This is a genomic window from Lysinibacillus sp. NPDC096418 (assembly GCF_044762775.1).
Classification (GTDB): domain Bacteria; phylum Bacillota; class Bacilli; order Bacillales_A; family Planococcaceae; genus Lysinibacillus.
In genome coordinates this window covers 12,687-25,315 of the sequence record NZ_JBIWEY010000030.1, presented here as the reverse complement: position 1 = coordinate 25,315, position 12,629 = coordinate 12,687, and the positions used below count along the sequence as shown (strand labels likewise).

Genomic DNA, 12,629 nt, shown 5'->3' with positions numbered 1-12,629 from the left:
TTACCCCCTCCTCTCCTTCATAGCGGAACGAGGGTCTAGGGCGCGATGTAAAATATCCGTACATAGATTTGCTAGTACATAAATCATCGCAATAATTAATACATAACATTGGACTACCGGATAATCGCGATTAATGATGGACTCGATTAAATAACGGCCTAGCCCTGGCCAACTAAAAACCTGTTCTACAATTACTGCACCACCGAGTAAATTCCCAAGTGTCATTCCGAGCATGGTCGTCATCGGAACTGCAGCATTTTTCAGTACATGCCTTGTAATAATAATATGCCTCTTTAAACCTCTTAATTGTGCATAATGGACATATGGTTTTTGGAGCTCTTCTAGTACACTCGTTCGAATAGACTGAGTAAACAAGCCAATGACAGGTAAAGCTAATGCCACCGTTGGCAATACAATATGCAAAAGAGTTCCCTTACCATTTGTCGGAAAAATACTAAGCTTCAAACTAAATATGTATAAAAGTATAAATCCAAGCCAAAAAGTTGGAATCGATACACTAATAATAGAAAAAAAGCGAACGATTTTATCAATAAATGAATTCTTATAAAGTGCGCTTACAACTCCTAGTGGAATACTCAAACAGACAATCAATATAAATGCAGCGAACGCCAACTCCATTGTAGCTGGTAGTTTCGCGAAAATTTCATGCCCTACAGGTAATTTACTGACAAAGGAAGTACCAAAATCTAGCTGTACCACTCCTTTCAACCATATAAAGAATTGAATAAGCATAGGTTTATCCGTACCAAGTTCTTCGCGCAATGCTTGAATTGCTTCAGGTGTAGGAGCAATTCGTGACATTCTAAGAATGACTTCTGCGGGCTCCACAGGTACAAAGCGAACAAATATAAAAGTAATCATCGATACCCCCACTAAGACAAATGGCAAAGTAAGGATGCGTTTCAGACAAAAGAGCCATGTAGATTCGTATATAGTAGTCACTTCCTAAAACGTCGTATTGAAAAATAAGGGCTGCTCAAAAAGAAAAATAGTATGCTGAGCGTATCTATTTTTTTGATATACAGTCAAAAATCTGCGTAGACTCCTACGGGAACTTAATTTGCGAAGAAAGCGTGAGTGAAACGTAGCGGTAGGAGCACGCACAAGCCGTAAGACGCAACAAACTGCGCTTAGCACGGGTTGCGACTTACGCTGTGACCTTGGGATTTTTACAATGTAGAAAGCAAGTTGTCTTGCTTAAGGGACTTATTTGCAATACCACTTTTCACTTCTACTTCTCCAAATCTATTTGAGCAAAAGGAATATCATATTCCGATGCACGAGGAGAGAAATCTTTCACATAGTCATGATAAATAACATTATTTGTTTCATATGAGATTGGATAGAATAATGCTTGGTCATGGAATATTGTCAAAATGTCTGTATATAATTGCACACGTTCTTCTTCATCTGTACCAATTAGTAATTGCTGAATTTTTTCATCAATTGCTGCTGCGTTTGGTAACCCTAATTTCGCTTCATACACTACACTTGAATTCGGTGTAGCTGATTCATTTGCAAAGCTATGCGGATCTGTTGGTGGGCCATTTGTACGCCAGAAATTAATGTCGGCTTGATCATCCATCATTTTTTGAAGACCTACCATTACATCAGCACCTTCTAGATTCAATTGCACACCGATTTTCGCCAATTCACCCTGCATTAATTCTGCCATTGGTTTTTGAACCGCATCTGTTGCGATATAAATTAAATCTAATTCAAGCTTCTCTCCATTTTTCGAGCGTACTTTTTCGCCCGCTTTTAATACCCAACCCGCTTCATCCAATATTTGCGTTGCTTTTTCTTGATCGTATATAATTGGCGTTAACTCAATATTGGCATATGGAATGGCATCCCAAAATAATGTATTGGCTACTTTTTCAGTACCATGTGTAATGCTTTCTACCATTTGCTCTTTATTAATTGCATATTGTAATGCTTGACGCACTTCCAATTCTGCTAAAGGACCTGATTGTGTATTGAATAATAAAGCACGTGTCGATAATGGTTCTGAAATAGCCGTCTTATATTTGCCGCTATCTTTCAAGAATGTATAATTATCTAAGCTAATAATCCCACGTCCATAAATCAAGTCTAATTCTTTATTTTCAAATGCTAGTGAAATAGACTCCGAATCAGGAATAATCTTTACCTTTACTTGATCTACTTCCGGCTTTTCACCCCAATAATGTTCGTTGCGGCTGAAAAGTGCGTACTCGTCTTTTTTATATTCCGTTAATACCCAAGGGCCTGTACCAATTGGTGCTTGAATGTCTTTGTATGTTGCATCACCTTCTGGGAAGCCTTTATCCCCTAAAAAGCGGAATGGACGAACAAAAGCTAATTCATTGAGCACTGGATAGTATGGTTCATCTAATTGTAAACGAACTGTATAGTCATCCTCTTTCACAACTTCCACGATATGATTGACCATCCCCATCCAAGAATGCATTTCACGGTCAGCTAATACTGCATTAAAATTACGCACAACATTATCTGCGTTAAATGCAGTACCATCTGAATACTGTACGCCTTCTCTTAAATGAAATACATATGCTGTTTTGTCAGGCGATATATCCCAACTTTCTGCTAACGCAGGCGAAATAGTGCCATCATCGTTATACGTTACTAATGATTCATAGACCATTGCTTGTGCAGTCAATTGGTTTGGTAAATATGTATGGGGATTTAGCGGTCCTACATCTAATGGCCAGCCTATTGTTAACATTTTCTGTTCATTGCCTGCTTTTTTTGGTGTTGCTGAACTATTGTCATTAGCGCTTGAACAACCCGCTACTATTACCATCAGCAATACTAACATTATTGGTAAAATACTCTTTTTCAATGTCATTGTCATTTCTCCCTGTCTTTGTTCTAGGTTCATTAAAACCCACTAAAAAAAGCTAATGCTATCTCACCATCAAAAAAATTATTACAAAATAGAAAAATACGCATAAAAAAATCCCTATTCATGTTGAATAAGGACAGAAAAACCCACTATTAAAAAGCTCTCTATCCATCTCCCTATCTTTCGTAGATCTTTAATGAATCTTATTACAAGTAGGCATTCTGGCTCATGAATCAACATTTTGTTTCACCTTCCCAAGTACATACTCAGTGGCATTCAAAACAAAACTCCTCATTTACAGCTGCGGGACAGCATGGGATTTACACCCATTTTCCTTTTAATTATTTGATATACAATCTTTATCAAACAAACTTGTAATGACCGATATTAAATTAGTAACAAACATAACATGGTAAAATAACATAGTCAATTATATTTTCTGAATATAATAAATTAAACTACTTCTTTCTGTAATCGTCTTGACTATTTTTGTTCTTTCATCATTGCCTCTGTAAAGGCATTTGATTGACCTTTTGGAATACTCAACGTTTCCCATTCTTCCCCTTTAAGTTGCTTGCCAATGTAAACAATTTGTCCAACATGCATTGCATAATGGGCCACTTGTCGCTCAATCGCCTCAATCACTGTATGCTGCGCTCCTCGAATCTTTACGACTTTCAGTAAATCTTCTTCAGTTAATCCACGTAATGTGTCAATGAAAACTTGCCATCCTTTTTCCCAAACCGCTATTAGCTCTTCTTTTAAAGTGAAGCTATCAAAGAATTCATCATCACGATTTCTTGTTGGCTTTTCCCCATCCGTCGTTAAAAAATCTGTCCACCTAGACACCATATTACCGCTCATATGTTTGATAATGACAGCAATACTATTGGAATCCTCGTTGTAAGACCAGTGCAATTGATCATGTGCCAACTGTGCAAACGTTCTATCACCTAATTCTTTGATAGCCTGAAATCTTTCTTGAATCACACCTAAGTATATCTGCCCTATGTTCATCTATAATTCCTCCCTTAATTTGGATGGTTGTACTACTAAATCTCTGCCGAAAATACTATTCTTTATAAAAATATATTCATAAATTAAAAAGCTAGTACTACAAAAATAGTACTAGCTTGCTCTTATAAGTTTTCTTCAATATATGTTTCTATATCGACAGCGATTGTATCGATTGGTACCTCAGATGGGTCGTCTGATTGACCTCTATATTGTTTTACAAGTACACCGTCTTTATCTACTAAGAAAAATGTCACCGCATGCATGACCTGGTCAGTTTTAGGATCATCTTTCACAATCAATTTTGTTGATTTCGCTGCAAACTGTTCGATGTATTTTTGCGAATACCCTGTCAATAGATTCCACTTCGATTCATCTGGCGCATTATAGGGACTTAAATAATCTGCTAATACTTCTGGTGTATCTACATCTGGATCTACAGAGAAGGCCACAATATTATAATCTTCAATACCCTTTTCCACGAGCTTTTCTTGAACTTGTGTCATATTAAATGTCATTGGCGGACATACATCAACACAATTCGTGAAAATATACATACCTAACCACGGTTTACCTTTTAAACTCTCAAGCGAAACAGTTTCATTTCGTTGATTGATATGCTCAAATTCTTGCATTTCATAATTATAGTCCGCTTTAAACTTCACATTGCCACATGCACTAAGCACAGCCGAAACTGCAAGCAGCATCACTAATCCTACTACCTTTACCTTCATCCCTACTCACTCCCTAACTTACACTAACTCCATCTTACCCGAATAATGTAAGCGATGACAAGTTTTCCGCGTGACAGCTTTCGTACATATTTGTGAAGTCTAGCTTCACTTTAACGCCAAAAGAACATCGTGAATTGCATCTAGTTTTACTTCCACTCGATGTAGCAAATAAAACGACACCAAAATTGGAAAGCCTATATCTGATACCATATTCAGCATCTGTTCCATAAACGGTACCCCCCTTTTTAAAAATGGTCCTTGCAGCATTCACCACAAAGACCACTTTCGGATTTACACAATATCTAATTCAAATGGTGAAACTTGTCGATCAACAATTCGAGCGCCTTTCATGCCTACAAAAGCACCAGCTTGTACTTCAAATACATTTGCAGTGATAATTGTTTCCATCGCTTGCTGAATCTCTTCTGCCGTCACATCTTGCCTAGGCGCATCGATGGAAATTGTCGAAGTCTTTCCTTCCGTTGTTTCAAACTGCAATTCTAATACTTGTGCCATTTTTCGCACCTCCTCTTTTTTCTATCATTAATCAGCCCTTACGATAAATCTGTTGTTTCTTGCTTTGTCACACTATCAAGTGGATGAGAAGATAGACTAGCGATTGCTGATGCTATCGCTAGTAAATTTTCTGCAGTATGCGAGCTATTTAAGTTACGGTACGACTTTGTAACGAAAATCGGCTCACTTTTGTCGTTCAGACCTGTAATATACTTTAAGCGCAATGTTGCGCCTAAAAACATTGAGTTTGCCATATGCGTCCCCCCTTTCTACACAATATATACGATTGACTTGTCAAAAAAGGGACAATTAGGATGAATTTTTTTTCACTAGCTTCTATAATAGAGGGAGAGAGAATGTAAAGAGGTGAACGGTTTGTTAGATGGTTGGTTTCTATGGTTTATCTTATTTTGGGTAGCCGTACTAATTTCGTTAATGGGGATTGGCGGATTTTTCATGTTCCGCAAGTTTTTAAAAGCGCTACCAAAACAGGATGGTAAATCAGATTTAGATTGGCAAGAATTTTACTTAGATAAAACAATTCATTTATGGGGACAACCTGAAAAGGAATTATTGTATGAATTAGTCAGCCCTGTACCTGAGTTATTTAGACAAGTCGCAAAAGAGAAAATCGCTGGAAAGATTGGGGAGCTTGCTCTTGAGGAAAAAGCACCTGCAATCAATCATGATTTAATTATTCGTGGCTATATTCAAGCTACACCTAAGCGAGATCATAAATTTTTACGTAAAAAATTAGATGAACTTAAAATTGACGTTGCACCATACGAAAGCTTATTCGATTAATAATAAATAGAAATGCCACACTTTTTAAGCAGTGTGGCATTTCTATTTGGATTGATTGTACCCCGCTAACTAAAAGCGACTTCCCCATCGTACCTAAGCACTCCCCTACTGACACCAAAAATCCATAAAATTTCTGTTGTTTTTTAATTCCATTTTTCAGATAATTATGTATAATCAAATTAGAACAATCGTTCAATTTTAGAAAGAGGTATTACTTTGAATAAAAGACGTTATGACAGTGAAACTGCAAAACATGAAATCAGGAAAGAAGCATCAATTTTATTTGCTCAAAAAGGCTATAACCAAACATCAGTTGGAGATATTTCAAAAGCTTCTGGTTACAGTAAAGGTCATATTTATTATCATTTTGAAAACAAAGAAAAGCTGTTTGTCCTTCTGGCTCAAGAAACGATGGAAGATTGGTATAACAAGTGGATACAAAAAGAACCTACCTTCTTAACAGCTATAGAAAAGTTGTACGGTATGGCAATGCACGTTCTCTATAATTACCAAACACCTTTATTAAAATCTGGTCAGGAATTAGCATCTACTCCGAGTTCAAGTCCTGAATCTATACAAAAACTAATGGAATTAGCCATTACCCCAATGAGTTCTTACCGTGCAATTTTACAAGAAGGTGTCGATAACGGGGAATTTACTACTGGAAATGTAGATGAATGGACTGTCTTACTTGGCACATGGCTCGGCGGGTTATGCCAACTAACAAGTGCACAAGAATTGAAATCTCTTGAACCACTATTTAATCAAGCCGTTACAATCTTTTTAGGGTCAATCCGAAAAGGAGGAATTTAATATGAAAGTTGGATTAATAGGTGATAGTTTAACAGATGGTCGTCCAGGAGTGCCTTTCTCAAATCTCTTAAAAGAAAAGTACCCTAGCATTACTTTTATCAACCTCGGAAAATCGGGAGAAACCGTTAAAAGTCTGTATACTCGTTTAACTAAAACAACGTTGGATACAGATTACGACCTTACTTTCCTTTGGATCGGGGTCAATGATGTCTATTCTAAAATGCTTAAAGTGCAAGCTCAGCCTGTAGCGAAAGACCACGAAGAATTTGAAGTATACTTCACTAAAGTTATAGAAATGATTCTTACCTCTTCTAAACATGTTGTTACCGTATCACCAGCAGTCGTTGGAGAAAATACAACAAACGATGCAAATAAAGAACTAAAAGAATTATCTACCATTATCCAATCTATTTCGAGTAAACATCCAAATACAAGCTTTTTGAATTTGCAATCTGTTTTCGAACAACATTTGTCCAAAGTTAGCAGTTCGGAATACATTGGTACCAGTGTTTTGAGCGTTATGAAGGATGTATTGTTTTACAAAAGCCCTACTCGCATTGATCAATTATCAACTAAGCGAGGACTTCATCTAACATTAGATGGGATTCATTTAAATAGTAGTGGCGCTGCAATTGTCGCGGGCGAATATGCAACCCTGGTTGATCAACTTTTATACACAAAATACGTTGTAAAAGAGATGTAAAATACGGAGGGATTAGTATGGAGGCGCAAAAGAAAGTCGCCATTGTGACCGGCGGAGCTTCAGGAATAGGCAGCGCTATTTGTAGTGAATTGGTTGCTAATAATGTATTCGTAATTATTGCGGACATTAATGTGCGTGAGGGAAAGACATTTGAAGCTGAGCTCAATAACAGGAACATCATTGCTAAGTTCGTGTATGTAAATGTAACGGAAATAGCGAGTGTAGAACAAGTAATTAATGAAACATATCAGGTGTTCGGTAGGTTGGATTATCTGTTTAACAATGCTGGGATGGCTATGTACGGTGAGCTTTATGATATGTCGATCGATGACTGGAAAGAAATCATGGATGTTAATCTATGGGGTGTCATTTACGGAACTCAGATTGGATACAAAATTATGAAAGAACAAGGCTTTGGACATATCGTTAATACAGCATCTGCAGCAGGACTTGGACCTTCGCCTATTTCTGCAGCCTATTCTACAACAAAGCATGCTGTTGTTGGGCTTACAACATCTCTTCATTATGAAGCACAACAATTTGGCATAAAAGTAAGTACTCTTTGTCCTACTTTTATTGACACCCCTATTTTTAATGATGCTAAAGCAATTAATATGAATAAATCAATCATGACTGACCAATTAAAAAAACAAAAGAAAATGTCTCCAGAACGATTGGCTAAAATCACTATAGATGGCGTTCATAAAAATAAGCCTATCATATGTCCTATGCCAATGCGAAAGACAATTGATGTCATCACAACAACCTTTCCACCATTACAAAATGCACTAATGCGATTAGTTTGTAAAGTAAGTAGGAAAGCTCGTATTTCATAACGAGCACTCCATTTGCTCTACTTCAACTATATGATGAAAAGTACGTATTATCGAAATGAGATATAGAGAAATTAATCTTTTTGCAAAGTATATTTTGCACCTGTTTCCTTTAGCAGTTTAGAAATTCCACCTGGATAATATGGCATTAATCGGTCAGCTTCATCTAAGCTCACCCATTCAACTTTGATGATATTTTCTTCTGGGGGAATTTCTTCAGGTCGTTTTACGATTTGGCCATGATAAGTAATAAAATACACATGGTTTTTATCTATAAAAGCATCGTTCAAAGCAACAATATTACCAACCTTTATGTCATACCCGGTTTCTTCTTTAACTTCTCTTACAGTTGCATCATGTAAAGTTTCTCCCGCTTCAACGCCACCTCCTGGTAATGACCAAGTACCATTTTTGTTAAATACCATTAAGATTTTGTTTGTGTCTGCATCAAACATTAATGCATAGACAACATCAACTCGATGATAATCCATTTCCTTATCCCCTTTGTAAGTAAAATTAATCTTGTTATTTTGAAATTCAATTTATAATTCCATCGTAAATTTTGTTAAAATTAGACAGTTGATAATCTTTTAGAACATTAACTATCCTTTTTTAATTGATAAGAATCGAAAAGGCGCTATACACCAATAAACCCGCCATCACAATATTAAACTGCTTTCTATATTGTACTAAGAGCTTTTGAAAAACCGAGCCAAATAATCCCCAACTAAATGTACTAGTAACCCCTACTCCCCCTAAAAACAATGCAAAAAGCAGATAGCTAAAATATGAATCATAGTAAGGTAAAATGAAGGTTGCTACTACCGTGATTCCAAAAAGAATGCCTTTCGGATTTACAAATTGCAACAAGATACCGATTAAGAAAAAGCTTCGATACTCTTCATCATTTTCCCCACCACTATCTTTACTCAGCAGAATTTTATAAGCAAGATACAACATGTACCCTACACCCAAAATAGTCAAAGGAAACTCAATAATCGGCAAAATACTTGTCAGAAAGACATTAAAAACACTGCACAATAAAATTATTATAAAAAATCCAGTACCTACCCCGAAACTAAACCGCACTGACTTGCTCAATCCATGTTTATTCGCAAACGCCATCGCCATAATATTATTAGGACCTGGCGTAAAGCTGGTAATCAACACAAATAACAAAAATGAAAATAAAGGCATCTATACTCTCCCCCTATGTCGTATGTTATAATGTCCAAAATAAACAATATAACGTCATTTGTTTTATTATACATATCGGTCGTTATATTGTACATGATGTAGGAGTGATTATTATGGAGGAAATCCAACTAGTGCTTGCAAGAAATTTAAAAGCGATTCGAGAAAAGGAAAAGTTAAGCTTAGAAAAGGTTGCTCAATTAAGTGGTGTCAGCAAAACGATGATCGGTCAAATTGAACGAGGTGAATCTAGCCCTACCTTGACAACTATTTGGAAAATAGCGAATGGCTTGAAGATTTCCTTTACGACCCTCATCAACAATCCACAGCCAGATACGACAGTTGTTTTAAAAGAAGACATCCAAGTTTTAACTGAAGACAATGGAAGGTATCGTGTCTATCCCTCCTTCCCTTTCCAAGAGAATAGACGATTTGAGGTGTATACGATTGAAATTGAAATTGAAGGCAAACTAAGTTCTGATTCTCACAAAGAAGGAACTGAAGAATTTATCACTGTGTTCGACGGAGAAGTAACAATTGATGTTAGTGATGGTCAATATACATTAAAAAGCGGGGATTCAATCAGATTCAAAGCGGATCGACCTCACACATATGCGAATTCAGGGGATACATTAGCCCGATTAAGTATGACGATTTATTACCCACCATTATTGTGATTTACATGCACAAGGAGAGACTTTAAAAATGATTTATTCAATTTTGTTATTTGTATTTGCAGGACTTGCTGAAATCGGAGGAGGTTACCTCATCTGGTTATGGTTGAGAGAAGGCAAACCATACTTATGGGGTGTTTTTGGAGGAATATCATTAGCTTTATATGGAGTGATCGCAACCTTTCAATCGTTCCCGTCATTCGGTAGAGTCTACGCTGCCTACGGAGGTATTTTCATCATACTTTCCGTATTATGGGGATGGGGTGTTGATAAAAAAACACCCGATTTTTATGATTGGCTAGGCGCTATTATTTGTTTAGTTGGCGTTTCAGTAATGTTATTGGCACCAAGACAATAATATAATTGCCAATTTTTTCATTACATGGAACAGAAAAGGCTGTTTTGACGAAGCGTTTTAAAAGATTGGTGTTAAACAAAACTTAAGGGGCAACAAAATAAAGTTCCCCTTATTCTTTTACCCTATGTCTTTAATCGAATTGCTCATTTTCATTAAATGGAGCTGCTTCTTTTAAGACTTCTAAAACATCTTTATTTTCAAATATTTTTTGATCTACTCATGTTTTTTCTCGATAAATTCCATAAAAAAACAACCCCAGCCATTATTTAATTGGAGATGTTTTAAATTACTGTATTATTCTTTTTAAGCAATACTTTCATTCTGCTCCAGTCTATCTCTTCGTTGATTTTTAGATTAAAATTTTTCTATTTCAAATAACCTTTTTGCCTTTCTTTACGGTCTTTTTCAATCATTTTTTGGACACTCGGAGAATTCTTTCTTGTTTCGGCTGTCCTTTTTCCAAATCCATCAAATAAACCCATTCTGAACATCTTAATTTTTTTGTCCATCTATATTTTATTATTGTATGCTAACGGTCACTATGTATCAAAAATTTGTTCGAATTTTCAATCCACATCCTCACTGCTTTTGTTTCTGTTGCTTGCGTTTCCTTCTGCTGAGTTTTTTCTTTTGTTGCTCCGTTGTCCCCCTCCTTTCGCTTTGGCTTCTTTCTTTTTCTTTTTCACATCATAAATGTTAACTGCAATAGTTATCGAAAATAATATCAGGAAGAACCCAAAAATTATTATCCCAGCTCTTACAACCTTAGAAATATCCAAAGAAGTGACGTCAAAAATTTATATCTGATGAATATTAAGAGTATCCACCATACCAAACCTGATATTAGCGATGATAGTATAAGAAATTTCCGTAGTGTCGAACCTTTGGATCGTGACAAAATTATCTCCCCTTTACTACTGTTATAGATTCTGGGGCGGTACGTGTTAGGGGTTCTTAATGGGATGAGTGTTGTACCCCTGAACTTTCACCTCCGTTAGTACAATAACTGCAATCTTATGACATCTTGTTTATCTTTGAACTGACTAAATTGCAGTTATTGTTTTAATCCGTTTTTTTAGATTAAATAGAGTAATCTTGGTAGCATTTGGTCATCTCCACTACAAATATGCTACCAGAGCGATTTACATGTAAATCAGATAGTTTTAAAACCGTCTGTGCACCTCAATTCTCTGATATTAAAATCATGAAAAATGTTTCTAAATTCAGCTCGTTTTTAAGGTATTTCATGGTTCTCTACCTCACTTAACTGATAATCCATTCATAAAACAATAAACAATCTCTTCTTCTAATTGACTTAATGGACGATTTAGTTGAGTAGTTAGCTCATTGACCAAATCCGAGTAATTACCTTGATGTTTTTCTGTTAAATCACAAATTAACTTCAATAACATTGAATAACCCATAAAATCAGCCTTAGATAATGGAGGTTCATGTGAAAGCACATAGATTTCTGCATCAAACATCTCAATACTTTCTATGAGATGTCTAACATTAACAATCTTGTATTGTGGTGGTTGTGTATAAATACTTGGATACAAACAATCCCCTAAGAAAAGTACTTTTTCTTCCTCTACAAAAATGAGAGATGAGTCATCAGAATGATCACCACCTACATGTTTGACTACACACCTAACACCACCTAAATCGATCTCAAATTGTTCTTTAAACGTAATATTAGGTAAAGTGATGGAGATATTTCTGTCTGTGCCAAATTCTTTCTTTATCATATCTGCACAAAACTGATTTTCTACGCCTTTTTCTACACGACTATCTAAAGCTTCGTCTGACCAATCAAAGTCCACCATTTTTTCAAGATGCATTTTTGTTTTTTCATGGGCGATGGTTAATCTATTCATCTGTTTTGCGCCAAAGCTATGGTCCCAATGCCAATGAGTTAATACGACACAATGATCATTCGTAATTTGACATTGAGCTAATTCATAAAGAAATTGTTTAACATGTGCGTCAGAATTTCCTGCATCTACAAGTAAAGTTTGGTGACTCCCACATATGGCAGACAGTATTGGTCGATCTGTTGCAGGATCGTGCGGTAAATAATGTATACGATTAGTTAGTTGTTTCAAATTTTTCTCCAT

16 protein-coding genes and 1 riboswitch are annotated in these 12,629 nt (G+C 36.1%); of the genes, 6 read left to right on the top strand and 10 right to left on the bottom strand.

Translation table 11 applies throughout. The features are described from left to right. The 7 genes from nikB to ACIQZG_RS18475 form a co-directional block, all read right to left on the bottom strand. The gene (gene nikB / locus ACIQZG_RS18505; protein ID WP_402756942.1) at nucleotides 1–963 is read right to left on the bottom strand and encodes a nickel ABC transporter permease; all 963 of its coding nucleotides are present in this window, start codon (nucleotides 961–963) and stop codon (nucleotides 1–3) included. Nucleotides 964–1,252: 289 nt separating this feature from the next. Then, complete coding sequence (gene nikA / locus ACIQZG_RS18500) at nucleotides 1,253–2,872, bottom strand: nickel ABC transporter substrate-binding protein (RefSeq protein ID WP_402756941.1); 1,620 nt, start codon at nucleotides 2,870–2,872, stop codon at nucleotides 1,253–1,255. Between the two features lie 191 nt (nucleotides 2,873–3,063). After that, nucleotides 3,064–3,260, bottom strand: a riboswitch (cobalamin riboswitch). Nucleotides 3,261–3,352: 92 nt separating this feature from the next. Then, the gene (locus tag ACIQZG_RS18495) at nucleotides 3,353–3,886 is read right to left on the bottom strand and encodes a DUF1572 family protein (protein ID WP_402756940.1); all 534 of its coding nucleotides are present in this window, start codon (nucleotides 3,884–3,886) and stop codon (nucleotides 3,353–3,355) included. A gap of 122 nt (nucleotides 3,887–4,008) precedes the next feature. Beyond that, nucleotides 4,009–4,617, bottom strand: coding sequence for an SCO family protein (locus ACIQZG_RS18490; protein ID WP_402756939.1), 609 nt, complete (start codon nucleotides 4,615–4,617; stop codon nucleotides 4,009–4,011). Between the two features lie 105 nt (nucleotides 4,618–4,722). Beyond that, nucleotides 4,723–4,845 (bottom strand): YvrJ family protein, encoded by a 123-nt coding sequence (locus tag ACIQZG_RS18485; protein ID WP_402756938.1) that lies wholly within the window; start codon nucleotides 4,843–4,845, stop codon nucleotides 4,723–4,725. A 63-nt stretch (nucleotides 4,846–4,908) separates the two neighbouring features. Next, complete coding sequence (locus tag ACIQZG_RS18480) at nucleotides 4,909–5,133, bottom strand: DUF2922 domain-containing protein (RefSeq protein ID WP_402756937.1); 225 nt, start codon at nucleotides 5,131–5,133, stop codon at nucleotides 4,909–4,911. 38 nt (nucleotides 5,134–5,171) lie between these two features. Beyond that, nucleotides 5,172–5,387, bottom strand: coding sequence for a DUF1659 domain-containing protein (locus ACIQZG_RS18475; RefSeq protein WP_402756936.1), 216 nt, complete (start codon nucleotides 5,385–5,387; stop codon nucleotides 5,172–5,174). A gap of 121 nt (nucleotides 5,388–5,508) precedes the next feature. Here ACIQZG_RS18475 and ACIQZG_RS18470 point away from each other — a divergent pair, with 121 nt between their 5' ends. The 4 genes from ACIQZG_RS18470 to ACIQZG_RS18455 all read left to right on the top strand — a co-directional run bounded on the left by ACIQZG_RS18470 (nucleotide 5,509) and on the right by ACIQZG_RS18455 (nucleotide 8,289). Then, nucleotides 5,509–5,937, top strand: a complete 429-nt coding sequence (locus ACIQZG_RS18470) for a DUF2621 domain-containing protein (RefSeq protein WP_402756982.1) — start codon at nucleotides 5,509–5,511, stop codon at nucleotides 5,935–5,937. A gap of 216 nt (nucleotides 5,938–6,153) precedes the next feature. Continuing rightward, nucleotides 6,154–6,750 carry a TetR/AcrR family transcriptional regulator gene (locus ACIQZG_RS18465; RefSeq protein ID WP_402756935.1) on the top strand — a complete coding sequence of 199 codons (597 nt, stop codon included), beginning with the start codon at nucleotides 6,154–6,156 and terminating at the stop codon, nucleotides 6,748–6,750. A 1-nt stretch (nucleotide 6,751) separates the two neighbouring features. Then, nucleotides 6,752–7,453, top strand: coding sequence for an SGNH/GDSL hydrolase family protein (locus ACIQZG_RS18460; protein ID WP_402756934.1), 702 nt, complete (start codon nucleotides 6,752–6,754; stop codon nucleotides 7,451–7,453). A 17-nt stretch (nucleotides 7,454–7,470) separates the two neighbouring features. Then, nucleotides 7,471–8,289 (top strand): SDR family NAD(P)-dependent oxidoreductase, encoded by an 819-nt coding sequence (locus ACIQZG_RS18455; RefSeq protein WP_402756933.1) that lies wholly within the window; start codon nucleotides 7,471–7,473, stop codon nucleotides 8,287–8,289. 71 nt (nucleotides 8,290–8,360) lie between these two features. Here the strand turns inward: ACIQZG_RS18455 and ACIQZG_RS18450 are convergent, their stop codons facing one another. Together ACIQZG_RS18450 and ACIQZG_RS18445 are read right to left on the bottom strand one after the other, a co-directional pair. After that, nucleotides 8,361–8,777, bottom strand: coding sequence for an NUDIX hydrolase (locus tag ACIQZG_RS18450; protein ID WP_402756932.1), 417 nt, complete (start codon nucleotides 8,775–8,777; stop codon nucleotides 8,361–8,363). 121 nt (nucleotides 8,778–8,898) lie between these two features. Then, nucleotides 8,899–9,483, bottom strand: a complete 585-nt coding sequence (locus ACIQZG_RS18445; protein WP_402756931.1) for a LysE family transporter — start codon at nucleotides 9,481–9,483, stop codon at nucleotides 8,899–8,901. A 56-nt stretch (nucleotides 9,484–9,539) separates the two neighbouring features. Here ACIQZG_RS18445 and ACIQZG_RS18440 point away from each other — a divergent pair, with 56 nt between their 5' ends. Both ACIQZG_RS18440 and ACIQZG_RS18435 read left to right on the top strand, forming a co-directional pair. Then, nucleotides 9,540–10,157 (top strand): helix-turn-helix domain-containing protein, encoded by a 618-nt coding sequence (locus tag ACIQZG_RS18440; RefSeq protein ID WP_402756981.1) that lies wholly within the window; start codon nucleotides 9,540–9,542, stop codon nucleotides 10,155–10,157. A 28-nt stretch (nucleotides 10,158–10,185) separates the two neighbouring features. Further along, the gene (locus tag ACIQZG_RS18435; protein ID WP_402756930.1) at nucleotides 10,186–10,512 is read left to right on the top strand and encodes a YnfA family protein; all 327 of its coding nucleotides are present in this window, start codon (nucleotides 10,186–10,188) and stop codon (nucleotides 10,510–10,512) included. Nucleotides 10,513–11,771: 1,259 nt separating this feature from the next. On the opposite strand, the gene ACIQZG_RS18430 is transcribed toward ACIQZG_RS18435, so the two are convergent. Beyond that, nucleotides 11,772–12,629 (bottom strand): MBL fold metallo-hydrolase, encoded by an 858-nt coding sequence (locus ACIQZG_RS18430; protein ID WP_402756929.1) that lies wholly within the window; start codon nucleotides 12,627–12,629, stop codon nucleotides 11,772–11,774.

What these genes read in the sequence shown, in the direction of transcription:
- ACIQZG_RS18460 (WP_402756934.1), top strand. Translation starts at nt 6,752, where the DNA reads ATGAAAGTTGGATTAATAGGTGATAGTTTAACAGATGGTCGTCCAGGA.
- ACIQZG_RS18435 (WP_402756930.1), top strand. Translation starts at nt 10,186, where the DNA reads ATGATTTATTCAATTTTGTTATTTGTATTTGCAGGACTTGCTGAAATC.
- ACIQZG_RS18490 (WP_402756939.1), bottom strand. Translation starts at nt 4,617, where the DNA reads ATGAAGGTAAAGGTAGTAGGATTAGTGATGCTGCTTGCAGTTTCGGCT.
- ACIQZG_RS18485 (WP_402756938.1), bottom strand. Translation starts at nt 4,845, where the DNA reads ATGGAACAGATGCTGAATATGGTATCAGATATAGGCTTTCCAATTTTG.
- ACIQZG_RS18430 (WP_402756929.1), bottom strand. Translation starts at nt 12,629, where the DNA reads ATGGAGAAAAATTTGAAACAACTAACTAATCGTATACATTATTTACCG.
- ACIQZG_RS18455 (WP_402756933.1), top strand. Translation starts at nt 7,471, where the DNA reads ATGGAGGCGCAAAAGAAAGTCGCCATTGTGACCGGCGGAGCTTCAGGA.
- ACIQZG_RS18445 (WP_402756931.1), bottom strand. Translation starts at nt 9,483, where the DNA reads ATGCCTTTATTTTCATTTTTGTTATTTGTGTTGATTACCAGCTTTACG.
- ACIQZG_RS18450 (WP_402756932.1), bottom strand. Translation starts at nt 8,777, where the DNA reads ATGGATTATCATCGAGTTGATGTTGTCTATGCATTAATGTTTGATGCA.
- ACIQZG_RS18480 (WP_402756937.1), bottom strand. Translation starts at nt 5,133, where the DNA reads ATGGCACAAGTATTAGAATTGCAGTTTGAAACAACGGAAGGAAAGACT.
- ACIQZG_RS18475 (WP_402756936.1), bottom strand. Translation starts at nt 5,387, where the DNA reads ATGGCAAACTCAATGTTTTTAGGCGCAACATTGCGCTTAAAGTATATT.
- nikA (WP_402756941.1), bottom strand. Translation starts at nt 2,872, where the DNA reads ATGACATTGAAAAAGAGTATTTTACCAATAATGTTAGTATTGCTGATG.
- ACIQZG_RS18495 (WP_402756940.1), bottom strand. Translation starts at nt 3,886, where the DNA reads ATGAACATAGGGCAGATATACTTAGGTGTGATTCAAGAAAGATTTCAG.